Source organism: Solibacillus merdavium (assembly GCF_014836935.1).
Lineage (GTDB): Bacteria > Bacillota > Bacilli > Bacillales_A > Planococcaceae > Solibacillus > Solibacillus ferritrahens.
In genome coordinates, this window is sequence record NZ_JACSPW010000001.1 from 486,292 (window position 1) to 510,796 (window position 24,505).

Below are 24,505 nucleotides of genomic sequence, written 5' to 3' on the forward strand. Positions count from 1 at the left end.
TTCCCTTATTTCACAAATAAATTAAAAAATAGTGAAAATAAGGGAAGGAATTTCCGTTATTGACCTAAAAAACATGAAATTTCAGGATTTTATTTAAAATAACGGTAAAACGTTCCCTTATTTATCCTAAAATGAGCTACATCATTCAAATAACGGTAATATCTCCCCTTATTTTAGCGTCGGGTACTCGGTAGGGAAGTTACTTTAATAAAAAAATAAGAAAAAGGCACTTTCTATTCGTAACGAACGGAAAGTGCCATATAAAATTAAAATACTAAATGCTTCTCAATATAAGCTTTAACTTCAGCAATCGGCAAATCCGCATGCCTACTGCAAGCTATAATTAAATTTTATAATTAGAATACTAAATGCTTTTCAATATAAGCTTTAACCTCAGCAATTGGCATACGGATTTGTTCCATAGAATCACGGTGACGAACTGTTACTTGGCCGTCTTCTTTTGAGTCGAAATCGTACGTGATACAGAATGGTGTACCGATTTCATCTTGGCGGCGGTAGCGTTTACCGATTGATTGAGACTCGTCGAAGTCAACAGGGAATGCTTTACGTAAGTCAGCCCATACTTCGCCTGCTTCGTCTGATAATTTTTTCGATAATGGTAATACTGCTGCCTTAAATGGTGCTAGTGCAGGGTGGAAACGTAATACGGTACGTTTGTCATCGCCTTCTAACGCTTCTTCATCATAAGCGTCACATAAGAATGCTAATGTTACACGGTCAGCACCTAAAGATGGCTCGATGCAGTATGGTACATAGCGTTCGTTTGTAATTGGATCAATGTACGTGAAATCTTCACCTGAATGCTCCATATGTTGTTTTAAGTCGAAGTCTGTACGGTCAGCGATACCCCATAGCTCGCCCCAGCCGAATGGGAAGCGGAATTCGATATCAGAAGTTGCATTTGAGTAGTGAGACAACTCATCTTCCTCATGGTCACGCATACGCATAGATTCTTCGTTCATGCCTAAGTTTAATAACCAGTTTTTACAGAAGTTTTTCCAGTATTCGTGCCACTCTAAGTCTTCACCTGGCTTACAGAAGAATTCTAATTCCATTTGTTCAAATTCACGTGTACGGAATGTGAAGTTACCTGGTGTGATTTCGTTACGGAAACTTTTACCTACTTGTGCGATACCAAATGGTGTACGTTTACGCATAGAACGTTGAACGTTTTTGAAGTTCACGAAGATCCCTTGTGCTGTTTCAGGACGTAGGAAGATTTCGTTTGTTGAAGATTCAGTTACACCTTGGAACGTTTTGAACATTAAGTTGAATTGGCGGATGTCTGTGAAATCGATTTTGCCGCAATCAGGACAAGCTACTTCAAGCTCTTCCATTTTTGCTTTCATTTGGTCGAATGTCATACCGTCAACGATGATTTCTTCGCCCGTTTTAGCTAAGTTTGCATCCTCGATTAATTTGTCCGCACGGTGACGCGCTTTACAAGATTTACAGTCGATCATTGGGTCGTTGAAGTTACCAACGTGACCAGAAGCAACCCAAGCTTTTGGATTCATTAAAATTGCTGCGTCTAATCCTACGTTGTGTTCAGATTCCTGAACGAATTTTTGCCACCAAGCTTTTTTAACGTTGTTTTTTAATTCCACACCTAATGGACCGTAATCCCAAGTGTTTGCTAAACCACCGTAAATATCAGATCCAGGGAATACGAATCCACGATGTTTTGCTAATGATACAATTGTTTCCATTGATTTTTCTGCCATGAAAAATCCCTCCTAATAAATATTAATGTACGTTGGCGCAGTGTCCGAATTTCTTCGGCACGCGCTGCAAGAAGATAAAAAGCACCCGTCTCCGGGCACAAACTCCATGCCCGGGGACGAGTGCATCAATGATGATATACCCGCGGTTCCACCCCGCTTGTTTTTAAATAAATAAAAACCTCTTTTATAAAATTAGCTCAGGGGTGCCGTTTCTCAATTCAATGTAGGCTTGCACTATCCCTACTCGCTCATGTTAGAATTGATACTTATTATTCCCTTCATCGCTTACATATGAAATTAAATTGTTCGCTCATATTGTAGCATGGGATTGTTTTCTTCGCAATATAGAAGAAAATAGTATATAATAATTGATGAAAAAGTATAACATTATTTGAAGCGGGTGAGTCCAATCGAACTCAATAAACGTCAAGATGCAATCTTGCAAATTGTAAAAGAAAATGGTCCTATTACGGGCGAACATATTGCTGAGCGCCTTGGATTAACACGGGCAACTTTAAGACCGGACTTAGCCATATTAACGATGGCAGGATTTTTAGATGCGCGACCTCGTGTCGGCTATTTTTATGCGGGGAAAAAATCGACGGCTGCCTTTACAGAATCGATGCTAAATTTAAAAGTAAAAGATTTCCAGTCTGTTCCTGTAGTTGTTTCAGAAGAGATGACAATATATGAAGCTATTATACATATGTTCTCTGAAGATGTAGGGACACTGTTTGTAGTGGATAAAAATGAAATGCTGCAAGGTGTATTATCGCGCAAAGACTTGTTACGTTCTAGTATCGGGACACAGGATTTAAATAAAATGCCTGTGCATATAATTATGACGAGAATGCCCAATATCGCTTATTGTCTTAATTCCGATTCATTAGTAAATACAGCTAAAAAGTTAATTGAACGAGAAATTGATTCCGTGCCGGTTGTAGAAGAGACGGAGCAAGGGCTTATTATTACAGGACGATTAACGAAAACGAGTATTACACGTGCATTTATTTCATTAGCTGAAACACATGATTTATAGGTGATTTTATGAAAAAATTAACAATATTTGTAGTATCCGATTCTGTTGGTGAAACAGGAGAAGCAGCTGTTAAAGCAGTTGTTAGCCAATTTCGACCAAACTTCGAAAAAGTAAGAATTCGTAAATTTCCACATATAACGCATATAGATGTACTTGAAAAAATAGTGCAGATTGCCCAAACGAATGAGGCAACAATTGTATTTACGCTAGTAGAAAAGAACATGCGTCTGGTCTTACAAAAAATTGCTTTGGAGTATAAGGTACCTGTTATTGACCTCTTAGGTTCTATGCTCGATTTAATCGAAACTTCTTTTGATGAAAAGCCTTTGCAAAAGCCGGGTTTAGTTCATCAATTGGATGATGATTACTTCAAGAAAATCGAGGCGATTGAATTTGCTGTAAAATATGATGATGGACAAGATCCGCGCGGTATTTTACTGGCTGATATTGTACTAATCGGTGTATCAAGAACTTCAAAAACACCTTTATCCCAATATTTGGCGCATAAAAGATATAAAGTAGCGAATGTCCCACTTGTACCTGAAGTTAAGCCGCCTATAGAATTGATGCAAATTGATCCGAAAAAGTGCTTTGGATTGGTTATTACGCCTGAAAAGTTAAATAACATTCGAAAAGAGCGCTTAATTACGTTAGGTTTAACAGAAGATGCTTTTTATGCACAACAAAAAAGAATTGAAGATGAAATTCGCTATTTTTATAGCATTGTTGATAAAATAGGCTGTCGGGCGATTGATGTAACGAATCGTGCTGTAGAAGAAACAGCCCACAAAATATTAGATATGCTAGAGCTTGAATGTAAATAAACTCTAAAGCCACCTCTAACAACTAGAAGAGGAGGTTTTTTTAGTGGAAGGATATTTTATACTTTTGAAATATTAATATCTATACTTTTGGTCTAGTTAAAACTTTTATAAATCGATAAAATTCGTTGTATTTAGCCTTTTTTCTTGATTTTTTTACGAAATAATATAGCAACAGTAGTCTTTTTGTTTTATAATATTAAAATTGTGGTAAAAATATTAATTATAGAGTAATTACAAATTTGTTTTATAAATTTTGTCGTATTTTAGAGGATTTTTGTAATTTATCTCGAATAGTGTAGATGGTGATAATGTGGCTGGAAAAATACCTGAACATGTGATTGAACAAATTCGCTCTCAGTCGGATATAGTCGATGTTATAAGCGATTATATGCAATTGACGAAAAAAGGGCGCAACTATTTCGGCTTATGTCCGTTTCATGGAGAGCAAACACCTTCATTTTCAGTTTCTACCGACAAACAGATTTTTCATTGTTTTGGCTGTGGCGCTGGAGGAAATGCAATCACTTTTGTTATGGACATCGAACAATTGTCGTTTCCAGATGCACTCATTAAATTAAGTCAGCGTGCAGGGATTCCGCTTGAAATGGAATTATCGACTGAACAGACAATGTCGAATTCGACCGTCTCAAAGAAAGAACAACAAATGAGAGAAGCTCATAATTTTGCAGTAGAGTTTTATCATCATATTTTGATAAACACTGAAGACGGCGAACCTGCATTAAATTATTTACTTGAAAGAGGATTTACACAGGAACAAATCGAAACACATCAAATAGGATGGGCTTTACCGAATTGGGATACGCTTTCTACATTATTGGAACGTAAAGGGTATGACTTAACGGAAATGGCTGAAAGCGGTCTTATTATTCAAAAAGAAAGCGACGGTAGTTATTTTGATCGTTTCCGTGGGCGGATTATGTTTCCTATTCGAGATGAAAATGGAAAGCCAATAGCATTTTCAGGCAGGATTTTAAATACGGATGGCGAAGATGCTAAGTACCTGAATAGTCCCGAAACGCCTATCTTTCATAAAAGTCAAGTGCTTTATAATTTAGATAAGGCACGAGCATCAATTCGAAAAGTAAGACAAGTTATTTTAATGGAAGGCTTTATTGATGTTTTGGCAGCTAATCGTGCAGGCATATTCAATGCAGTTGCAACGATGGGTACGTCGCTAACACCCCAGCATATTACAAAGCTCAAACGCTTAGTTCAGCAAGTTACAGTTTGCTATGATGGTGATAATGCTGGTTTTGAGGCGGCAAAGCGAGCTGCACAAATGCTTCATGAAGAACAGATTAAAGTCGAAGTTGCTGTTATACCGGATAAACTTGACCCAGATGATTATATTCGTACTCATGGTCAAGAGGCATTTAAAAACCAAATAATCGAAAAGCCACAAGCGTATATTGCATTTATGATGATGCATGCTAAACGTGGCAAAAATTTTCAGTTTGAAAATGACACACTTCAATACATTCAGGAAGTACTTGAGACGTTAAAGAATAATACTTCTCCTATTGAAAGAGATTTATACATTCGCCAACTTTCCAATGAGACAAATATTTCTCAAGAGGCGATAAGTACGCAATTGCGAAAAATCGCTGCGGATAATGTGAAAGAAAAAAAACGCGAGCAAAGTACAGTGAATGTGCCGAGTACCCAAATGCAGCGGGATCGCAAAAAAGATGCAACAGATCGTGCTGAAAGTATACTTTTAGCCTATATGTTGCATGATGTAAATATTGTGAACAAAGTGCTTAGAGAAGGAAATAATGAACCGTTCATTCATGAGGAATATTTATCCGTATTTGTTCGTTTAATTGGATTTTACGAAGAATATGAAATGGCTGATTTTCATCGGTTCGTTGAAGTTTTAAATGATAATGATTTACGCAAGATTGTGATGGATGCTGCGTTACTTGAACGTGACCCTGATAATGGAGAAGCGGAAATTAACGATTGTTTAAAACAAATCGAAAAACGTCGATTAGAACTAAAAATAGAAGAATTAAAGCACAAACAAAAAGAAGCAGAAAAGATGCACGAGCATAGACGAGCACTTGAGATTGCCCAACAGATTATCGAATTAAGCAGAAGGATAAAAAAGGGCGTTTAACTCGATTTGTTTTTAGAAGGAGGAAGGTTTATGGCGGACAAGTCAAAACATTCAAAAGATACGGTGGTAAACGGGGTTTCATTAGAGCAAGTAAAAAAGCAACTTTTAGCTAAAGCAAAACAAGTTGGCGAAATGTCAATGAAGGAAATATCTGATACATTAGCATTTTTCGAATTAGAAAATGAAGAAATTTTCAACTTTGCCGATGAAATCGAGAAAAATGATATAACTGTTGAAGGTAAAGAAGAATTTGAGGAAGAAGCACTTTCCAAGCAAGAATCTAGTGAAGAGGCTTTTGATTTAAATGATTTAAGTGTGCCTCCTGGTGTTAAAATTAACGATCCAGTGCGCATGTATTTAAAGGAAATCGGGCGTGTAGATTTACTTTCTGCAGAGGAAGAAATTCGTTTAGCAGAACGAATCGAGCAGGGTGATGAAGAAGCTCGTAAACGTTTGGCGGAAGCGAACCTGCGTCTTGTAGTTTCAATTGCAAAGCGCTATGTTGGACGAGGCATGCTGTTTTTAGACCTTATTCAAGAAGGAAATATGGGACTTATTAAAGCGGTTGAAAAGTTTGATCACCGCAAAGGGTTTAAGTTCTCAACATATGCTACATGGTGGATTCGTCAGGCAATTACACGTGCTATTGCAGACCAAGCACGTACGATTCGTATACCGGTACACATGGTCGAAACGATTAACAAATTAATCCGTGTTCAACGTCAACTTCTTCAAGATCTAGGTCGTGAGCCATCTCCTGAGGAAATTGGAGAAGAAATGGATTTAACACCTGAAAAAGTACGTGAAATTTTGAAAATTGCTCAAGAACCTGTTTCATTGGAAACGCCAATTGGGGAAGAAGATGATTCGCACTTAGGAGACTTCATTGAAGACTCGGAAGCACAATCGCCTTCTGATCATGCAGCGTATGAGCTTTTAAAAGAACAGTTAGAAGATGTACTTGATACATTGACGGACCGTGAAGAGAATGTTTTACGTCTACGTTTCGGTCTGGATGATGGTCGTACTCGTACATTGGAAGAGGTAGGAAAAGTATTTGGCGTTACACGTGAACGTATTCGTCAAATCGAGGCAAAAGCATTGCGTAAACTTCGCCACCCATCTCGTTCAAAACGCTTAAAAGATTTCCTAGAATAGGTTGAATATGGAAAAGATGAAGAAATTTTTTCTTCATCTTTTTTCTTATGTGTATTAGTTAATAAGTATTGTTTTTTATGGTAGATGCCATTACTTTTTGCTGATGTTCTTCCTTGAGGTATTAATTACAATAGTATATATAATTTACATATATGGGGCGAAGTCATGTCGAATCAGAAAAAGCAGATTATTATGAACGAAATTAGCTTTTGGAAACAAAATAAATTGTTGCCAGGGCAGTATTGCGATTTTTTAATGACACTTTATTCAGAAGGCAATAATAGCGATGATGAAATTACAGGTCAGGCCAAAAAAGCGATACATAATGTTGAAAAACGTAAAAAGTTTAATTTAGCTGTATTCTTTCCAATAAGTGCGATTGTTATTTTACTCTTGCTCTTCACTATTCAATTTGAATGGGTAGTCATTGCGGTGGCAGCTGTATTTGCAGTAAGCTGCCTAATCGGAGCGCTCTATTTCGCTAAAAGGAACCATCTATTGGCGGTCATGCTGCAACTGGCTACGGCTTTATCGACTTTAGGTGTTACCTTAAAAATAAGTACCACATATTTTACCGGCAATAATGAGATGCTTTATATTTTTCTGATTATTAACTGTGTATTTTGGTTGGTAAGTGGTGTAATGATGAAAATTATTTATTTTACGATTTCAGGCATTCTCGGTTTACTCGTAATAATTGGTGCTTGGATTTATTTCCTTTAAGCAACAATATATAATTATTAATTTAGGGCTATGTAGAAAGTTATGAACTTTTTATATAGCTTTTTTATTTTACCATTCTACAAAATTCTCTTTAAATTGCGTGTATTTTCTGTAAAAAACAAGATTTTTAGATTACAATAGAAATGTAGCAAATTGAGGGTGAGGGGATGAATGCCATGAATTTTGATTTAACAGCAGAGCAAGGTATGTTACAAAAAATGATACGGGAATTTTCAGATGAAGTAGTGGCATCTGGAGCAATCGAACGTGATAAGAATAAAGCCTTTCCAGTAGAGATTTTCAAGCAGCTTTCTGATATGGGAATTATGGGGTTACCGTTTCCGGAAGAATACGGCGGGGCAGGAGCAGACACGATTAGTTTTGCTATTGTAACAGAAGAATTAAGCCGTACATGTGCATCTACTGGTATTACGTATTCGGCTCATATTTCGTTAGGCGGCGCACCATTACATTTATTCGGTACAGAGAAGCAAAAGGAAAAATATTTGACACCGATTTGTACAGGGGAATCATTTGGCGCGTTCGGATTAACTGAACCTAACGCGGGATCGGATGCTGGGGGTACTGAAACGACGGCATCATTGGAAAATGGTGAATTTGTTATTAACGGGTCAAAAGTTTTTATCACAAATGCAAGTTATGCAAAACATTTGGCATTGACAGCGATTACAGATCGTAATGGTAACAATAAAGAAATCAGTGCAATAATTGTGCCGACTGATGCACAAGGATTCACTATTAAATCAGAGTACGAGAAAATGGGCTTAAATGCATCCAATACGACAGAACTTATTTTGGAAAATGTGCGTGTGCCAGAGGAAAATCTACTAGGTGTAAGAGGGAATGGCTTTAAGCAATTTTTAACGACCCTTGATGGTGGACGTATCGGCATTGCGGCGATGGCAGTAGGGATTGCCCAAGGTGCATTAAATAAAGCAGTTCAGTACGCAAAAGAACGTAAGCAATTTGGCAAGACTTTATCGCAGTTTCAGGCAACGCAGTTTAAATTGGCTGATATGGAGGTAAAAATACAATTAGCCCGAACTTTTGTTTACAAAGCAGCCTGGTTAAAAGACCAAGGACGTCCATTCGGGAAAGAGGCAGCCATTGCAAAATACTATGCTTCTGAAATGGCGATGGAAGTGTGCGATGAGGCGATTCAAATCCATGGTGGCTATGGCTATATGAAAGAATATGAAGTAGAGCGCTATTTACGTGATGCAAAGTTATTGGAAATCGGAGAAGGTACTTCGGAAGTACAGAAAATGGTAATTGCAAGACATATATTGTGATGAAAATGACAAATTGGATAAATTGTTACAAAGCTAGTAAAAGTTGTCCAATAGGTCTTTTAGTTTTCTAGTGAATCAAGTACAATTAGTATTGTTTACTAGGCATTTACCTAGAAAGAAATAGAATATTTAATGAGGGAGGGGAACGCAATGAAAAACAATCCACTTATTCCTTACACGCTTATCATGGCATTCGGTATAGCACTAATTTTCTTCATGTCATTTGAGGGTGCAGCTGATAAAAACAGTGCGGATGGTGATCATGCAGGCGAAACTGCTGAATTAAACGGTGAAGATATCGCTCAAAAGAACTGTATTTCTTGTCACGGTGGAGATTTAACTGGTGGCGGAGGTCCTAGTATTGTTGGCTTAGATGCAGAACATATTAAAGATGTAGCATTAAACGGTACAGAAAGCGGCGCTATGCCAGCAATTCTTAAAAACGAAGCTGAGGCTGAAGCGGTAGCAGAATATATTTCTGGTCTGTAAAGATCATAAAAGTGTAGAAATTAGAGAAATCTATTTTCTGCACTTTTTTGATATGCAAATATTTGTTGGAAAGAGACGTTTTTATAAAAGTTCTATATAATATAGTTAGTTTGTGATATAGAAATGAGGATATTTAATATGAACGCACAAAAACTTTCAAAACGACTAGAAAAGGTTGCTTCATTTGTACCTACAGGGGCAGTTGTAGCTGATATTGGCAGTGACCATGCATACCTACCATGTTATTTAGTGCATAAAGGGATTGCTTCTCGTGCAGTAGCGGGTGAAGTAGTTAAGGGGCCTTATGAATCAGCTGTTAAACAAGTACGGACAGAAGGTTTAACTGATAAAATTACAGTTCGCATGGCCGATGGTTTAGCCGCAGTAGAAGAAGGGGATGAGATAACTGCGGTAACAATTGCAGGAATGGGTGGCCCTTTAATCGTTTCAATTCTAGAAAAGCATCCACAGGCATTAAAAACGGTTACCCGCCTAATTTTACAGCCAAATATCCATGCTAAAGCGATACGGGAATGGGCGCTTGCGAATCAATGGGCAATTCAGGATGAAGTGATTTTGGAAGAGGACGGCAAAGTTTATGAAGTGCTCGTTTTACAGCGCGGTGAAATGAAGCTAACGGAGGCGGAAATTTTACTAGGACCAAAGTTAATGAATGCAAAAACACCTGTTTTTGTAGAAAAATGGTCTCGGGAAATCGCCAATTGGCAACGTGTTCAACAAGCGATTGAGCAAGCCGGTAAAACCCCTGAAAATCAGGCAAAGCATGAAGAATTATCACATTTAATAAAACTAGTACAGGAGGCGATTGCGTGAAGTCAGTAAATGGCAACGAAATTATTCAACTGTTCGAATCATGGTCACCGAAAAAATATGCATGCATGCCTAATGACCCTATTGGCTTAGCTATCGGAACATTAAATAAACCCGTCTCAAAAGTGCTTGTTACTCTAGACGTGACACATGAAATTGTTAATGAAGCGATTGAAAATGGGTGTGAACTTATCATTGCGCATCATCCACCTATTTTTATGAAATTATCCAATTTACGGACAGATAATCCGCAGGGGGCATTATATGAAAAGTGTCTGAAAAACGATATTGCGGTATATGCAGCCCATACAAATTTAGATGTTGCACCGGGTGGGGTAAATGACTTATTAGCAGATGCACTGCAATTGGAAGAGCGCAGGATTTTAGATATTTCCTATGAGGAAAAAATGATGAAGCTTGCTGTTTTTGTTCCTGTTGACGATGCCGATGCTTTACGCGAGGTTTTAGCAAAAGCCGGTGCCGGACGTTTAGGGAATTATGAGGCTTGCAGCTACACATTGGCTGGTAAAGGGCGTTTCCGTGCTGTAGAAGGAGCGGATCCTGCTGTAGGGGAAATAGGAGAACTGCATATCGAGCAGGAAGAGAAAGTTGAAGTCGTATTCCCGCAGTCTATGAAAAACAAAATACTAAAGGCTATGTTAAATAGTCATCCATATGAAGAGCCGGCGTATGATTTGTTTACGATGGATGTGGCGACAAACGAAGAAGGATTGGGACGTATCGGAAAATTAAAAGAACCGATGACGTTACGTGAATTTGCGGAGTTTGTGAAAGTTCAATTAGATGTCCCTTGCCTGCGTGCAGTAGGTCCTCTTGATCAGCCTGTGCAAAAGGTTGCTATCGTCGGTGGTGACGGCAATAAGTACATTCGTACAGCAAAATTTGCAGGTGCCGATGTATTTGTAACAGGAGATATTGGCTTCCATATGGCTCAAAGTGCGGAATTGGATGGCTTAAGCATAATTGACCCTGGTCATCATGTAGAAAAAGTGATGATTAAAGGGGTTGCAGAAAAAATGGCGACATTATGTACTGATAAAAAATTACCTGTCGAATTTCTTCAATCCAAGGTTCATACAGAGCCGTTTAAATTTATTTAGAATGTGATTAGAGATTAAAATAAGCGGAGTATTTCCCCTTATTTTCAGAATTCCGCTCATTTTAAGTGAAATAAAGGAAGTAATTCCGGTTATTTACATGAAATTCTTTAAATTACATGCTTTTTTAATCAATAGGCGTAATATCTCCGCTTATTTTGGTTGTTTTTTCGTTAAATTAATAATTAAGCGGAATTTGTCCGTCTATTTTGCGCACTATAGCAAACCCAAAAATGCCAATATTCTCCTTGAGGGAAATGGCATTTTTTTGCTGGCGTAGAAAATTGATTTCCATTCCGGGACGCTTTCCGCGGGCACGGCCTTAGCCTGTAGTCTGAGGCGTCGGTGCTCCTGCGGTTACTCGTCGCAAAATAAATTTTGCTGTTCCCGCAGGAAGCTTTGCTTGTAGCGAAAGGCGTTAGCCGTCAGCTACACTCGCCCTCCATTCCAATCAATTTTTAAAGTATCGTTTTTTTATTAAGGATCTTTTCCTTAATCAATGAAATCTCTACTTCTGTCCCAGCCCCTTTAATTTTGAATTAATTTTTTTCCGGTTGCTGCATTAAATAAGGATACGTCACTACTAATCCCAGTAAATAAATGACAACCAAAAAATAGAGAGGAAGCAAGTGGATGAATGTTGTATAACCGATTGCAAAGTGTGTGCCTATACCTGCTAAAAAGGCGGGAAGGGCACCGAAAGCATACGTAAACCATAACCAGCGTTCCCCGGCGCGAAATCCCCAAAGTGATAAACATAATACAAGGATACCTACACTAATAAGTGCACTGCCAAACCCAGCACGATCATGTGCAATCACTGGTATTAACATGTCGCTTATAGATTGCAGCATTTCAACAGGCATACATAAAAAGCTAATATCGGTTGAAACAAACACTTTTGTGATACCAATGAATGAAATCACGACTCCGCCGGCCAACAGTAAAAAGCCGAGCATAACGAACAGCAGTTGCCCATAAACACCACGCATCCAAATCCGGTCATTTGTGTCATGCCAAGATTGCGGGCTGCGGTTTGCTGTTTTGCTTTCCCGCCAGCTCAGTGCATAAAGAGGCAGCAAGAGTAGCCAAAAAAGTCCGTGCAGCCAATCAAAATAACCATAGCCTATAAATAATAAAATGCCTAAAAATCCAGTTATTGCTGCACTATGAAAAGTTACTTTGGCCCAGTGCAGCTGACGCCTTATCCCGAAATAGGAAAGCGACATATATAGAATACTTGCAGAAATCATCGTGCCAGCGAGTGACATCCGGTCATGTGCCATAAAGGCTAAAATCTGTGGATTAATGAGATTTAATTGTTGATGCGTTAAACCGATAAAATTTTCATCATAATTTAAAATGACGGTAGTAAGTGCAAAATATTGTGCAATTAAGCCACCGATCAAAATGGCAAGCCCGAATAAAAATGACCAATGCCAGCTCTGTGATGAGCTATGGATCTCTTTTTCATAGAGCAGCCGTTCATGAATCCTTTTTGGTAAGCCAGGACCTGTTTTTACATAACCTTCTGAAAGCATGATTAAGTCCGTACCGTATTCCTTTAAACATAGTGCCTGTGATGGCGACTCTACTCCACCTCTAGTAACGATAGGGTAGTCAGGAAAGGACTTTTTTAATTCCTGTACAGCTTGTTGCAATAATGGGAAAGCATTACTGTGTTCACTGTAATGGTCTTTGGTAGCTGTAATAGGGGCATCGATAACAAAGCCACGCACTGTTGCTGGAACTTGCCTAATCGTTTTTGCTGAATCCACTGAAACTATTTGATATAGAGTTGCCCCTATATCCAAATCGAGTTGCGCAATCTGATCTGAATATAGAAAGAATCCCTCTACATATGGGGTAAGCTGTGTTATGCATGTGTACAATTCTTGCTTACTTAAGTTTTCGTCGAAGCGGGCAAACAGTGGTATACGAATATTTTTCGTAATTACTAGTTTTAACACACTTTTTAGCAGTACTTTTTCCTCTGTATGGGAAAATGAGATATGCTGATCGTGCCATTGAGGTGGTAGCTGTACTGCAGGCTTTTTAACTACTATAGGGCCTATTTCAATAAAACTAAAGCCAAGTTCCTGAAAAGCGGTTACCCCAGTAAGTTGGGGGTCCAATTTACTGCTAAGACCTATTGGTGAATTAACGTGAGTACCGTTTACCTGTTGCTTCAAAAGTGGGTTAGTTCGGTTGTGACCTAAAAATTCGATGAGGTGCTTTCCACCGGGAATGGCAGCAATAGTCCGCATGGAATGATGGATAAATTGCCTACTGTTTTTCGCTTCCATCTTAGATAAAGCTATCTTTTTTAAAGGATGATAGGACCAATCAGGCATTTGAAGTCACCCCATTTTTGTTTTATTTCCAGTTTACCATACGGAAAAGGTATATTTGGAAACTGATTTTATGTAATAGTATAGAGGAAAAAATCGATTATATCGCCGATGAGCAATATAATCGATTTACGTTTTTTTTGGAAGTCCTCATAGATTAGTGAGGCATAATTTTTTCTACTGGCTTTGGTGTTTTGATTTTCGGTAAAATTTTATCCAACGTTACCGAACGTACAATTTCGTGTGTTGCCGGATCGTTTTTATCGAATTTCTCCAAAAATGCAATGACTTCCTTTACGATTGGTGTTGGTGTTGAAGCTCCGGCTGTAACCGCAACTGTTTCAACATTTTCCAACCACTCGATTTGGAGCTCTGAAATATCGGAAATGCGGTAAGACGGGGTACCTGCTATTTCCACTGATACTTGAGTTAAACGGTTAGAGTTGTTTGATTTTGGGTCTCCGACGACGATTAATAAATCAGAAGCCCCGGCTTGGTCAGCTACTGCTTCTTGACGTACTTGTGTCGCTAAACAAATTTCTTTGTGTACTTCTACATGTGGAAATTTTTCTTTTAAACTATCCATTAGGAAAGCTACATCCCATTGACTCATCGTCGTTTGGTTCGTAACGAGAATTTTTTGGTTTTCAAATGATAGATTATCAATATCTTTCATCGATTGGACTAAGTGAACATGGTCCGGTGCTACACCAATAGCACCTTCTGGTTCTGGATGTCCTTTTTTACCGATGTAAATAATGTCATAACCTTCTGCTGTTTTTTCGCGAATTAAATCATGTGTAACCGTGACGTCCGGACATGTGGCATCAATTGATACCAATCCTTTACGCTTCGCAATTTCACGTATTTCAGGTGATACCCCATGTGCTGTAAAAATAACCGTCCCTTGTTCTACTTGCTCAATAATATCTTTTCTGTTATCGCCATCAAGCGTAATAATACCATCTTGTTCAAATGCATCTGTTACATGTTTATTGTGGACAATCATACCTAAAATATAAATTGGTCTTGGTAATGACTTGTCAAGTGCAGCATTGCGAGCGATTACCATAGCGTCAACTACGCCATAGCAGTAACCACGCGGATTAATTTTAATTACTTTCATTTTACGTAACTCCTTTCAAAGCCCTGTAAGTTCATTATATAGGACGTATATACTTTATTCAAAGTTCGCTTACTGAATTTGATAACAAATTATGAAGTAGGCTGCTAAAGAAAGAGACTAAGCACGAATCACATGGAGAAACCATATGAGTTTGCTATAATGAAAGAAATAAATGGAAGTAAAGCGGGGGGATGACATGGTATTTTCTTTTTTAAAACGTAGCAAGACAAAAGAGTTAAAAAATCAGGTTGAGTTTTGCATGACAAATTTATCGCTCGGTGCAGCAGATGTATATGATGTATTGGTCGAAAGAGATGATGTAGAAATTACTGAATTAGGCTGTACATCCAACTGTGAAATATGTGAAGCCAATCTTTTTACTATAGTTAATGGCGATATTATTAAAGCGGAAGATTCTCAGCAATTGCTGGATTTAGTTGAAAGAGAGTTGGAAGAAAACTCTGTCCTATCTTAAGTTCACTTGTTTTAAATAATTTCAATAGGGAAGAAATATTACGGAAATGAAAAAAATATTTTTATTTCAAATTGTTCATTAGAGGAGTGTTTCTTTCATGACAAATGTTGAAAATAAACAAGTTGGTGGCACACCCGCACAAACGTAACCATCCCAGCCTGGTATCGAAAGTGAAATGAATCCCTTGCCAACGCAGCCTTATGATTATATAGGCAGCAATAAGCTAAAAGGGAAAGTAGCGATTATTACAGGTGGCGATTCAGGAATTGGTCGAGCTGTAGCGGTTGCATATGCAAAAGAAGGTGCAAACCTTGTCATAAACTATTTGGAAAAAGAACAATCTGATGCGGAAGATACAAAACGCATTGTTGAAAAAGAAGGTATTAAAGCCATTTTGGTTGAAGGGGACATTGCAGACTATGAAACAAGTAAAAAGCTTGTTCAGTCAGCGATTGATCATTTCGGTCAAATTAATATTGTTGTCAATAATGCAGCGGTTCAATATCCGGTAGATTCATTTTTGGATATTACAGTAGAGCAATGGGACAAAACGTTCCGTACAAATATTGATAGCATGTTTTATTTAAGTAAGGAAGCCCTCCCACATTTGGGACAGGGAGATTCCATTATATGTACGACATCCGTCAATGCATATAGAGGACATTCTATTTTAATCGATTATACAGCGACTAAAGGAGCTATCGTAGGCTTTGTAAGAAGTCTCGCACAAAATGTAGCAGACAAAGGAATTCGAGTTAATATGGTTGCCCCAGGACCTATTTGGACGCCATTAATCCCATCAACCTTTGATGCAAGCCAAGTTGAAGAGTTTGGTACAGATACACCATTGAAACGACCTGGTCAACCGAGTGAGCTGGCGGGATCGTATGTTTTATTGGCATCTCAGGATGGCTCATATATTACAGGACAGTGTATTCATGTAAACGGTGGAAGTATAATGAGTTCTTAAAAAAGAATATATGATGAAATAATAAACTACCCCATATTCGAATTAGAGGTGACTCGTTACTTAATTGACGAATCACCCCTAATTTGTTAAATGTGGGGTAGTTTTTTTGTTGTTATTAGTCAAAGGGTGGCTGAAATATCATTGGTCGGGAAGGTTTTGTTGCTATAGGTTGAACCGGCTCAGGATTTTGTCTTGACCCTCTACCTCTGCCGGACCGTTCTCTCTGCGACCGTTCTCCAGGTGTTGTATCTCCCCTAGGACGTTCTGTTGGCATAGCAACAGTGGATGATTCAAGTGGATCCGGAGAATCTTTGAAACCTCTGTACATACGCCATAAAGCTGGCAAATTTTTAAACATTGGAGCAGCTTGCTGAATATAAGGGGTGAACTTTTGTGCATTACTAAATAAAGAGTTTGCTCCTGCTAAAAAACCTTCTAGCCTAGGTGCACCTGCTGCAACACCAGCAGCACCTGCCGCGGCAGCAGCGCCTGCAGCATCCATAGGTATTTGTGGCGGCATTTGCATTGGCATTTGGTTCATCATTGGTGTCCGCATCATATAAGGTGCATACATTGGAAAACGTGGTGCAACAGGTGCAGCAGGCATTTGATTCATCATACCTTGAGGTGGAAAATAATAGGGTGGGCGCATAATGAACTCCTTTCTTAATGTCCTCATGAAATTGTAATTTCTTTTATGCCTCGGCGTAATTGCTTCCAGATTTTTTTAAGATACTAAAAAAATCTATGACATGCGCCGGGGTCTTTCTTCATTCAGTGGGCGCCTTAGACACCTGCTGAGCCTAACAAAACCAAGCATTCATTAGCCCCTTGAAGATGAGAGTGATTTTTGCTGAATGAAGAAAATTCATCTCAACTGTTTGACGTTGAAACTATTTATAAGTTATGATATGCAGATGGTCACTTAAATGTACGAAACATGGTACAATAGGAAAGATGTAAGGAGGTACGAAACATGTCAAAATATACTGATTATCAATTCAAGCCATTTTTGCAGGACGCCATTGCAAAGCTTGGATTTACAGAACCGACACCAATTCAAAAAGAAATAATTCCACTCGTACTAAAAGGAAAGAGTGCGATTGGACAAGCTCATACAGGTACAGGGAAAACACATAGTTTTTTATTGCCAATTGTTGAGCGTATTGTAGAAGAAAAACAAGAAGTACAGGCCGTAATTACTTCACCAACACGTGAATTAGCCCAACAGATTTTTGATGCATTAAATCAACTTGTTGAAGGAACGGAAATTTCAACGAAGTTATTTATCGGAGGTACGGATAAACAACGTACAATTGACCGCTTAAAAACTCAACCACAAATTGTTGTTGGTACACCAGGACGCATTAGGGATCTAGTGAAAGAAAATGCGCTACTCGTACACACGGCACCAATACTTGTGGTGGATGAAGCAGATTTAGCATTTGATATGGGATTCATTGAAGAAATTGACGGATTTGCTTCCGCAATGCCTGAAAAGCTTGAAATGTTTGTGTTCTCCGCAACCATTCCAGAAAAATTAAAACCATTCCTAAAAAAATATATGGATGCACCTATCCATATTCATATGAATGACAAACGCCCTGTAGCTGAAGGAATTAACTTCCTATTAGTACCTGTGCGTTCTAAGTCACGTAATACCCGCCTGCTTGAAGTTATGAAAGCAATCAATCCATTTTTAGCTGTTATTTTCTGTAACACACGTAAAAATGCAGAGGCTGTAGCGAACTTCTTAGCTGAAGAAGGTATTCGTGCCGGTCAAATTCACGGAGATTTAAGCCCGCGTGATCGTAAAAAAATGATGAAACAAGTTCGTGATTTAGAATTCCAATACATCGTTGCAACAGACTTAGCTGCACGTGGTATCGATATTCAAGGTATTTCACACGTTATTAACTACGAAATCCCGGAAGATTTAGAATTCTTCATTCACCGAGTGGGCCGTACAGCCCGTGCAGGTACAAAAGGGACAGCCATTACTTTGTTCCAGCCTGAAGATGAAGATGCAGTAGTACGCATCGAAAAAATGGGTATTCCATTTGAGCAAAAAGATGTGAAAAATGGTGAATGGACAGACTTAAAAGACCGTCACCAGCGTGCAAATCGTAAGACTGAGCGGAAGCAAGATGAAATCGATGTAAAAGCAAAAGCCCTCGTACGTAAGCCGAAGAAAGTAAAACCAGGCTATAAACGTAATATGAAGTGGGAAATGGAAAAAGTGAAGAAGCGCGAACGCCGTATTAAAGCGCGTCGTAATAATAGAGAACAATAAATAATTTTCGCAAGGGGCTGCTTAGAATGTATTTCTTTGCGGTCTCTTTTGTTTTTTATGGACAGCAAATTTGGAGGGAAGAGTAATGTTATTAGGTTCACATGTTTCAATGAGTGGTAAGAAAATGCTGTTAGGCGCTAGTGAAGAAGCATTAAGCTACGGTGCCAATACATTTATGATTTATACAGGTGCTCCTCAAAATACGCGCCGTAAACCGATTGAAGAGCTTAATATTATGAAGGGCTTACTTCATATGCAGGAAAATAATATTTCGAATATTATTGTGCACGCACCATATATTATTAACTTAGGTAATACGACGAAGCCAGAAACATTTGAGCTAGGCGTAAATTTCTTGCAAGAAGAAATTAAACGAACAGCAGCATTAGAAGCGACGCAAATCGTTTTGCATCCAGGTGCTCATGTTGGTGCAGGTGTCGATGAAGGCATTGCACGAATTGTAGAAGGCTTAAACGAAGTACTGACACAAGACTACCCTGTGCAAATCGCATTGGAAACGATGGCTGGAAAAGGCTCTGAAATCGGTCGTACATTTGAAGAGTTAGCCCGTATTATAGATGGTGTAACGAATAATGAACGTTTATCAATTTGTATGGATACTTGTCATATTCACGACGCAGGTTATGATGTAGTGAATGATTTTGATGGGGTTTTAAATGAATTTGATAAAGTGATTGGTTTAGATCGTTTAAAAGTGATCCATGTTAATGATTCAAAAAATGTGCGCGGTGCAGCAAAAGACCGCCATGAAAATATTGGATTTGGTGAAATTGGCTTTGATGCAATGAAATATATTGTTCATCATCCGCAACTAATGCATTTACCTAAAATATTGGAAACACCATTTGTCGGTATTGATGCAAAAAATAAAAAAGCACCTTATTTACATGAAATTGCAATGCTACGTGATGGGGAATTCCGCCCAGCATTAATTGATCAATTGCGTAATTAATAAGAATAAATGAACATACTTTGCACGAATTTGATGCAAAGTATGTTTTTTTACATTTTTTTATTACATTATTTGCTATAATTAATTAACTGTAAATTTCAAAAATTAAACGGGGGTACTGTTATGAAAAAAGTTATACAACTTATCATTTTATTTGCATTATTCTTTTCATTACCTATTCAAGGTTTCGCCTCGGTCAGCGGTGCCGTTACGTCGAACTTAGGGAAAAGCAATGCAGCGGTGACAATCCGCGATATTGATAGTGGGAAAATCGTTTATTCTCAAAATGGGAATAAGCTTATGCGTCCAGCTTCTAATATGAAATTAATCTCCGGTGGTGCCGCACTATCCATTTTAGGAGAAGATTACCGTTTTACTACAGACTTATTTATTGATGGAAAGGTTGTCAACAAAACGTTGAACGGCAACGTTTACATAAAAGGCAGTGGAGATCCGACTTTGAATAAAGAGGATTTTCAGGAGTTTGCTAAAATATTGAAGCGCAATGGCATACGGACTATTAACGGCCATTTAATAGGTGATGACACAGCCTTTTCTGGCAGTACATTACCGCCAGGAGTCGACAAAACAGATGAGACGTATTACTTCGGTGCACGTACATCAGCTATTACGATGTCTCAAAATGCTGACTTTGATGCAAGTACAATTATTATTACAGCAAAGCCAGGAAAAGTTGGGGCTAAACCAAGCTATTCAGTGGAGCCGAATTTAAGTGGCATGGTAATTACTAATCAGGCGAGAACTGTTAATAAAGGCAGTAAAAATACACTTACGATTAAACGATCCTACAATACGAATCGCATTATTATTTCCGGAAACATTCCACAGGGGAGTAGCAAAAAAGAGTGGGTAACACTGCAGGATCCTTCGCAAAACACGATGCAGGCAATTAAGCTAACATGGCAAAGTGCAGGCATCAAGTTCTCAAAGGATTCAAAAATTCAATTGGGTAAAGTACCACAAAAGGCTAAGTTGCTCTACACAAATGAATCACGTACTTTAGCGTCCATTTTCCCTGCATTTATGAAGCTGAGTAATAATAGTATTGCAGATATCCTCGTAAAAGCGATGGGCAAGGAGCAGCTAGGGGAAGGAAGCACGAAAAAGGGCGTAACGCTATTAAAGAGCTATGCAGAGTCATTGGATATTCCTGTGGATAATTGGCGTATCGTAGATGGTTCAGGGTTGTCCAATTCAAATCTTGTGACGACAAATAGTTTGTCCCAATTATTATTTAAAGTTCAAAAAGAACCTTATTTCAATACGTTTTATCGATCATTGCCAATCGCAGGTAATGATGAACGTTTTGTCGGAGGGACATTGCGTAAGCGTTTAACGAGCGCTAATTTACAAAACCGGATTTATGCGAAGACTGGATATATCCCAAATGTTTATACATTATCAGGCTATATTAAAGGACAAAGTGGCAAAGAGTATATATTCTCGATTTTATTGCATAACACGGCGAACGGAAATGCATATATAGATCGTACAATGACAGCGCTTGTTAAAAATTTGTAGAGGTGTAATGAGATGAAAAAAGTATTAGTAACAGGATTCGAGCCATTCCTGACAAATCCGATTAATCCAACGATGGATATTGTACAGGCACTGAACGGGAAAACTATTGGTCAATATGAAGTAGTTGGGCATGTACTATCTGTTGATTTTCAAAAAGCACCTGAACAATTTTTGAACCTTATTGAAGAAGTACAGCCTACAATCATTGTTTCACTGGGACTTGCAGCAGGTATTTCGAAAATTTCACCGGAACGTGTTGCCATCAATGTAAAGGATGGAGAAAAAGATAATGCAGGTCATGAATTTGAAGATGCATCAATTCGAACAGATGGCGATGTTGCCTATTTTTCAACATTGCCAATACGAAAAATTATCAATCGTTTGAATTCGGCAGGGTATCCAACGGCGATCTCTAATTCAGCAGGAACGTACCTCTGCAATAATATTATGTATGAAGGACTGTATTACGCAGTAAATCATGAGTCGATTCGTGCTGCCGGGTTTATCCATATACCGGCGTCATTTGAATTGGCTATCCAACATGGTAGAATACCCGGCTGGTCTGGACGTGATTTGGAAGCTGCAATAGAGCTTGCATTAGAAGTATGTATAGAAAACGTTTAATTGGAATATATTATTAAATAACTAAGCTTGGAAATTTATAAAGTTCTTAAAAAGGAACTAACTATAAATTCCAAGCTTTTTTACTGGCCACAATAGCCTTTCAGATAAGACTAAAATCCGATTACTTTTCTTAGTTTTTTATATCTTTTGGAGCCGATCAGCTGCTCTATTTCCTCGCGTACATTTTGTGGTATCCCGTAAATGCCCCAAGTAATGGAAGCATTACTTAAAATTTTGCGCAGCTTTTTAATTTCTTCAATAGAAAATTCAAGCTCCTGTTGTTTGGCAAACTTCTGTAACTGTTTATCATTCATTCCTTTAAGATTTTCAAACCATTGTAACATTTGAATAGTCATCATCCTTTCAAGTTTATTTCCTTTACATGAACCAAAAAGTCTATTATACTAACATGATGTAAATCGTAATGATTTTGAATTAGAAAGAAGCGAACGATATGAAAAAAATACTAATTGAATTGAAGGATGTTTCATTTCAATATGAATACACACAAGCTTTGAAAAATATTTCTTTACGCGTTCATGAGGGCGACTTTTTGGCGTTAATGGGGCAAAATGGCTCTGGAAAATCGACACTTTTAAAATTAATTTTAGGTCTATTGAAGCCAATGTCTGGAGAAATTAAATTATTTGGCGAACAAGCCAATCATTTTAAGCACCGTGAATGGATTGGCTATGTGTCGCAAAAGTCCAATGCCTTTAATTCCGGTTTCCCTGCAACAGTTGAAGAAGTTGTAAAAAGCGGTTTGGTACAAAAGGTTGGGTTATTTAAACGATATCCAAAAGATGCTGACATTTTAGTGAAGGGTGCTTTAAAGGATGTCGGTATGGAAAAATATTTGAAGCGTAATATTGGGCAGCTTTCTGGTGGCCAACAGCAACGCGTATTTATCGCACGTGCTTTAGTGTCAGACCCTAAGCTCCTTATTTTAGACGAACCTACAGTAGGAATTGACCGCGAAAATGTGCAGGCATTCTATGATATGCTTGCACACTTGAATAAGCATCACAATATGACGATGATTTTAGTTACGCATGATGTTGATACGGTTTCGGATCGTGTCAGTCATGTAGCATGCCTAAATCAATCGATCCATTTCCACGGATATAAAAATGATTTTGATACGATTTCGGAAGAACAGATCGCTAGCTGGAACGGTCACTCTGTTCGAAAGATTCATTAAGGAGTAGACCGCCGTTATGATAGAAGCAATATTAAACTATGAATTTTTACAAAATGCCTTTTTCTCGGGATTGATTATTGGCGTGATTGCACCGCTTCTAGGGGTGTTTATCGTTGTTCGTCGATTGTCGTTAATAGCAGATGCTTTATCGCATGTAACACTTGCCGGTATCGCTGGAAGTCTTTACTTAAGTCAGTCATTCGCAGGACTGGCATTGCTAAACCCTATTTATCTAGGTATTGTGGCATCTGTAAGTGGCTCGATTTTAATTGAGCGTTTACGTCGACTGTATAAACATTATGAAGAACTTGCGATTCCGATTATTATGTCAGGTGGTATCGGAATTAGCGCGATATTTATTTCGTTGGCAAGTGGCTTTAATACCGATCTGATGAGCTATTTATTCGGCTCAGTTTCCGCTGTATCGCGGCAGGATTTGTATGTTGTGATGGCGATTGCGGTCGTTGTCGTATTATTTTTAGTTCTGTTTTTTAAAGAACTCTTTGTTTTATCGTTTGATGAAGAATACGCTAAAGCGAGTGGCTTACCTGCAAAGTGGATTCATCTGCTGTTTATGGTAGTGGTTGCATTAGTCATTGCCGCAAGTATGCGAATCGTAGGGATTTTACTTGTATCAAGCTTGATGACATTACCGGTAGCCGCTGCGATGCGGTTGGCGCGTGGATTTAAAGAAGCCATTATTTTAGCAATTGTATTTGGAGAGCTGGCAGTAATTATTGGATTGATTTCTGCATTTTACTTAAACTTAGCACCTGGTGGAACAATTGTTGTCACATCGATCATTATTTTATTGCTAGTTATATTTATCAAAAAAATTGTGCTAAAAGTATCGATTAAATCGAAAGGGGAAGAAGTACTATGAATGCAACTCGCGCGTGGGAAATATTAAAGGAAAACGGCTATAAAAAGACCGATAAACGAGAATTGATTTTGGATATGTTTGCAGCTACTGATAAATATTTGACTGCCCGTGATTTGCTGTCAGTATTGAAAAAGGATTTCCCTGGGATGAGCTTCGATACGATCTATCGCAACTTAGCGACTTTTGTCGAGCTTGATATTTTGGAAGAAACGGAATTAAACGGTGAGCGTAATTTCCGCATGCACTGCGAGTCAGACCACCATCACCATCATTTTATTTGCCGTGATTGTGGTAAAGTAAAAGAGCTATCCGTCTGCCCAATGGAAATGCTTGGTGAAAAGTTGCCGGGGTATGCTGTAGAAGCACATAAATTTGAGATTTACGGCAAATGTCCTGAATGTTTATAAAATGTAGTTTGCATAAAATTTTTTATATGCTAAAGTGATAAAGACAAATTGAATAAATTTGCAGGAAAAAGATGCATGATGCATAAATGGGAATTCGGTGTAAATCCGAAGCTATATCCGTAACTGTAAGCGTTGATGAAAATAAGTGTAATACCACTGCTAATATAGCGGGAAGGTACTTGTGAGTAAAGTGAAACGCAGAGCCAGGAGACCAATCTTTTTCTTATCGTAACATCCCTCTTCGGAATTAAAGAGAATGTACGGCAATCACTGATCGAAT

General features: G+C 38.3%; 23 protein-coding genes and 1 riboswitch. Of the genes, 18 read left to right on the forward strand and 5 right to left on the reverse strand.

Features of this window, described 5'->3' with window-relative positions; translation table 11 throughout:
- Nucleotides 1-356: 356 nt before the first annotated feature.
- Entirely contained in the window at nt 357-1,745 is a 1,389-nt protein-coding gene (locus H9632_RS02260) for a glycine--tRNA ligase (RefSeq protein ID WP_191702492.1), read from the reverse strand.
- A 400-nt stretch (nt 1,746-2,145) separates the two neighbouring features.
- Between H9632_RS02260 and H9632_RS02265 the strand changes: the two genes are divergently transcribed.
- From H9632_RS02265 to H9632_RS02305, 9 genes are all read left to right on the forward strand, one after another.
- The gene (locus H9632_RS02265) at nt 2,146-2,784 is read left to right on the forward strand and encodes a helix-turn-helix transcriptional regulator (RefSeq protein WP_191702493.1); all 639 of its coding nucleotides are present in this window, start codon (nt 2,146-2,148) and stop codon (nt 2,782-2,784) included.
- Between the two features lie 8 nt (nt 2,785-2,792).
- Nucleotides 2,793-3,608 carry a pyruvate, water dikinase regulatory protein gene (locus H9632_RS02270; protein ID WP_191702494.1) on the forward strand — a complete coding sequence of 272 codons (816 nt, stop codon included), beginning with the start codon at nt 2,793-2,795 and terminating at the stop codon, nt 3,606-3,608.
- A 310-nt stretch (nt 3,609-3,918) separates the two neighbouring features.
- Entirely contained in the window at nt 3,919-5,748 is a 1,830-nt protein-coding gene (dnaG, locus tag H9632_RS02275) for a DNA primase (RefSeq protein WP_191702495.1), read from the forward strand.
- A 30-nt stretch (nt 5,749-5,778) separates the two neighbouring features.
- On the forward strand, nt 5,779-6,906 hold the full coding sequence (gene rpoD / locus H9632_RS02280; RefSeq protein ID WP_191702496.1) for an RNA polymerase sigma factor RpoD: 1,128 nt from the start codon (nt 5,779-5,781) through the stop codon (nt 6,904-6,906).
- A gap of 165 nt (nt 6,907-7,071) precedes the next feature.
- Complete coding sequence (locus H9632_RS02285; protein ID WP_191702497.1) at nt 7,072-7,629, forward strand: hypothetical protein; 558 nt, start codon at nt 7,072-7,074, stop codon at nt 7,627-7,629.
- A gap of 176 nt (nt 7,630-7,805) precedes the next feature.
- On the forward strand, nt 7,806-8,942 hold the full coding sequence (locus H9632_RS02290; protein ID WP_191702498.1) for an acyl-CoA dehydrogenase family protein: 1,137 nt from the start codon (nt 7,806-7,808) through the stop codon (nt 8,940-8,942).
- Nucleotides 8,943-9,092: 150 nt separating this feature from the next.
- Complete coding sequence (locus H9632_RS02295; protein ID WP_191702499.1) at nt 9,093-9,431, forward strand: c-type cytochrome; 339 nt, start codon at nt 9,093-9,095, stop codon at nt 9,429-9,431.
- 138 nt (nt 9,432-9,569) lie between these two features.
- Nucleotides 9,570-10,265: a tRNA (adenine(22)-N(1))-methyltransferase gene (locus tag H9632_RS02300; protein WP_191702500.1), complete on the forward strand. Its 696-nt coding sequence runs from the start codon at nt 9,570-9,572 to the stop codon at nt 10,263-10,265.
- Nucleotides 10,262-11,383 (forward strand): Nif3-like dinuclear metal center hexameric protein, encoded by a 1,122-nt coding sequence (locus H9632_RS02305; RefSeq protein WP_191702501.1) that lies wholly within the window; start codon nt 10,262-10,264, stop codon nt 11,381-11,383. The genes H9632_RS02300 and H9632_RS02305 overlap by 4 nt, the downstream gene beginning before the upstream one ends.
- 536 nt (nt 11,384-11,919) lie before the next feature.
- Here the strand turns inward: H9632_RS02305 and H9632_RS02310 are convergent.
- Together H9632_RS02310 and H9632_RS02315 are read right to left on the reverse strand one after the other, a co-directional pair.
- Nucleotides 11,920-13,734, reverse strand: a complete 1,815-nt coding sequence (locus tag H9632_RS02310; protein WP_191702502.1) for a dihydroorotate dehydrogenase — start codon at nt 13,732-13,734, stop codon at nt 11,920-11,922.
- Between the two features lie 154 nt (nt 13,735-13,888).
- Entirely contained in the window at nt 13,889-14,857 is a 969-nt protein-coding gene (locus H9632_RS02315; RefSeq protein ID WP_191702503.1) for a 4-hydroxy-3-methylbut-2-enyl diphosphate reductase, read from the reverse strand.
- A gap of 196 nt (nt 14,858-15,053) precedes the next feature.
- Here H9632_RS02315 and H9632_RS02320 point away from each other — a divergent pair, with 196 nt between their 5' ends.
- Complete coding sequence (locus tag H9632_RS02320; protein ID WP_191702632.1) at nt 15,054-15,332, forward strand: DUF1450 domain-containing protein; 279 nt, start codon at nt 15,054-15,056, stop codon at nt 15,330-15,332.
- Between the two features lie 163 nt (nt 15,333-15,495).
- Entirely contained in the window at nt 15,496-16,302 is an 807-nt protein-coding gene (locus H9632_RS02325; protein WP_318247662.1) for an SDR family oxidoreductase, read from the forward strand.
- A 115-nt stretch (nt 16,303-16,417) separates the two neighbouring features.
- Here the strand turns inward: H9632_RS02325 and vrrA are convergent, their stop codons facing one another.
- Nucleotides 16,418-16,954 (reverse strand): VrrA/YqfQ family protein, encoded by a 537-nt coding sequence (gene vrrA, locus H9632_RS02330; RefSeq protein WP_191702505.1) that lies wholly within the window; start codon nt 16,952-16,954, stop codon nt 16,418-16,420.
- 324 nt (nt 16,955-17,278) lie between these two features.
- Here vrrA and H9632_RS02335 point away from each other — a divergent pair, with 324 nt between their 5' ends.
- The 4 genes from H9632_RS02335 (at nt 17,279) to H9632_RS02350 (ending at nt 21,734) form a co-directional block, all read left to right on the forward strand.
- Nucleotides 17,279-18,595 carry a DEAD/DEAH box helicase gene (locus tag H9632_RS02335; RefSeq protein WP_191702506.1) on the forward strand — a complete coding sequence of 439 codons (1,317 nt, stop codon included), beginning with the start codon at nt 17,279-17,281 and terminating at the stop codon, nt 18,593-18,595.
- An 85-nt stretch (nt 18,596-18,680) separates the two neighbouring features.
- The gene (locus H9632_RS02340) at nt 18,681-19,568 is read left to right on the forward strand and encodes a deoxyribonuclease IV (RefSeq protein WP_191702507.1); all 888 of its coding nucleotides are present in this window, start codon (nt 18,681-18,683) and stop codon (nt 19,566-19,568) included.
- A 123-nt stretch (nt 19,569-19,691) separates the two neighbouring features.
- A complete protein-coding gene (dacB, locus tag H9632_RS02345; RefSeq protein WP_191702508.1) occupies nt 19,692-21,110 on the forward strand; it encodes a D-alanyl-D-alanine carboxypeptidase/D-alanyl-D-alanine endopeptidase in 1,419 nt (472 codons plus the stop codon).
- 12 nt (nt 21,111-21,122) lie between these two features.
- Nucleotides 21,123-21,734: a pyroglutamyl-peptidase I gene (locus H9632_RS02350; RefSeq protein WP_191702509.1), complete on the forward strand. Its 612-nt coding sequence runs from the start codon at nt 21,123-21,125 to the stop codon at nt 21,732-21,734.
- Between the two features lie 110 nt (nt 21,735-21,844).
- On the opposite strand, the gene H9632_RS02355 is transcribed toward H9632_RS02350, so the two are convergent.
- Nucleotides 21,845-22,078: an isopropylmalate synthase gene (locus H9632_RS02355; RefSeq protein WP_191702510.1), complete on the reverse strand. Its 234-nt coding sequence runs from the start codon at nt 22,076-22,078 to the stop codon at nt 21,845-21,847.
- 110 nt (nt 22,079-22,188) lie between these two features.
- On the opposite strand from H9632_RS02355, the gene H9632_RS02360 reads away from it, so the two are divergent.
- From H9632_RS02360 to H9632_RS02370, 3 genes are read left to right on the forward strand one after another with little or no spacing between them, the layout of a single operon-like run.
- Complete coding sequence (locus H9632_RS02360) at nt 22,189-22,935, forward strand: metal ABC transporter ATP-binding protein (protein WP_191702511.1); 747 nt, start codon at nt 22,189-22,191, stop codon at nt 22,933-22,935.
- A 16-nt stretch (nt 22,936-22,951) separates the two neighbouring features.
- The gene (locus H9632_RS02365; protein ID WP_191702512.1) at nt 22,952-23,818 is read left to right on the forward strand and encodes a metal ABC transporter permease; all 867 of its coding nucleotides are present in this window, start codon (nt 22,952-22,954) and stop codon (nt 23,816-23,818) included.
- On the forward strand, nt 23,815-24,225 hold the full coding sequence (locus H9632_RS02370) for a Fur family transcriptional regulator (protein ID WP_191702513.1): 411 nt from the start codon (nt 23,815-23,817) through the stop codon (nt 24,223-24,225). The genes H9632_RS02365 and H9632_RS02370 overlap by 4 nt, the downstream gene beginning before the upstream one ends.
- Before the next feature lie 52 nt (nt 24,226-24,277).
- A riboswitch (cobalamin riboswitch) is annotated at nt 24,278-24,459 on the forward strand.
- The last annotated feature ends 46 nt before the right edge of the window (nt 24,460-24,505 follow it).

Excerpts from the sequence above, each read along its gene's own strand:
- H9632_RS02355 (WP_191702510.1), bottom strand. The coding sequence starts at position 22,078 with ATGTTACAATGGTTTGAAAATCTTAAAGGAATGAATGATAAACAGTTA.
- H9632_RS02320 (WP_191702632.1), top strand. The coding sequence starts at position 15,054 with ATGGTATTTTCTTTTTTAAAACGTAGCAAGACAAAAGAGTTAAAAAAT.
- H9632_RS02285 (WP_191702497.1), top strand. The coding sequence starts at position 7,072 with ATGTCGAATCAGAAAAAGCAGATTATTATGAACGAAATTAGCTTTTGG.
- H9632_RS02370 (WP_191702513.1), top strand. The coding sequence starts at position 23,815 with ATGAATGCAACTCGCGCGTGGGAAATATTAAAGGAAAACGGCTATAAA.
- H9632_RS02350 (WP_191702509.1), top strand. The coding sequence starts at position 21,123 with ATGAAAAAAGTATTAGTAACAGGATTCGAGCCATTCCTGACAAATCCG.
- H9632_RS02340 (WP_191702507.1), top strand. The coding sequence starts at position 18,681 with ATGTTATTAGGTTCACATGTTTCAATGAGTGGTAAGAAAATGCTGTTA.
- H9632_RS02365 (WP_191702512.1), top strand. The coding sequence starts at position 22,952 with ATGATAGAAGCAATATTAAACTATGAATTTTTACAAAATGCCTTTTTC.
- rpoD (WP_191702496.1), top strand. The coding sequence starts at position 5,779 with ATGGCGGACAAGTCAAAACATTCAAAAGATACGGTGGTAAACGGGGTT.
- H9632_RS02360 (WP_191702511.1), top strand. The coding sequence starts at position 22,189 with ATGAAAAAAATACTAATTGAATTGAAGGATGTTTCATTTCAATATGAA.
- H9632_RS02295 (WP_191702499.1), top strand. The coding sequence starts at position 9,093 with ATGAAAAACAATCCACTTATTCCTTACACGCTTATCATGGCATTCGGT.
- H9632_RS02290 (WP_191702498.1), top strand. The coding sequence starts at position 7,806 with ATGAATTTTGATTTAACAGCAGAGCAAGGTATGTTACAAAAAATGATA.
- dacB (WP_191702508.1), top strand. The coding sequence starts at position 19,692 with ATGAAAAAAGTTATACAACTTATCATTTTATTTGCATTATTCTTTTCA.
- H9632_RS02260 (WP_191702492.1), bottom strand. The coding sequence starts at position 1,745 with ATGGCAGAAAAATCAATGGAAACAATTGTATCATTAGCAAAACATCGT.
- vrrA (WP_191702505.1), bottom strand. The coding sequence starts at position 16,954 with ATGCGCCCACCCTATTATTTTCCACCTCAAGGTATGATGAATCAAATG.
- H9632_RS02300 (WP_191702500.1), top strand. The coding sequence starts at position 9,570 with ATGAACGCACAAAAACTTTCAAAACGACTAGAAAAGGTTGCTTCATTT.
- H9632_RS02335 (WP_191702506.1), top strand. The coding sequence starts at position 17,279 with ATGTCAAAATATACTGATTATCAATTCAAGCCATTTTTGCAGGACGCC.
- H9632_RS02310 (WP_191702502.1), bottom strand. The coding sequence starts at position 13,734 with ATGCCTGATTGGTCCTATCATCCTTTAAAAAAGATAGCTTTATCTAAG.
- H9632_RS02270 (WP_191702494.1), top strand. The coding sequence starts at position 2,793 with ATGAAAAAATTAACAATATTTGTAGTATCCGATTCTGTTGGTGAAACA.
- H9632_RS02315 (WP_191702503.1), bottom strand. The coding sequence starts at position 14,857 with ATGAAAGTAATTAAAATTAATCCGCGTGGTTACTGCTATGGCGTAGTT.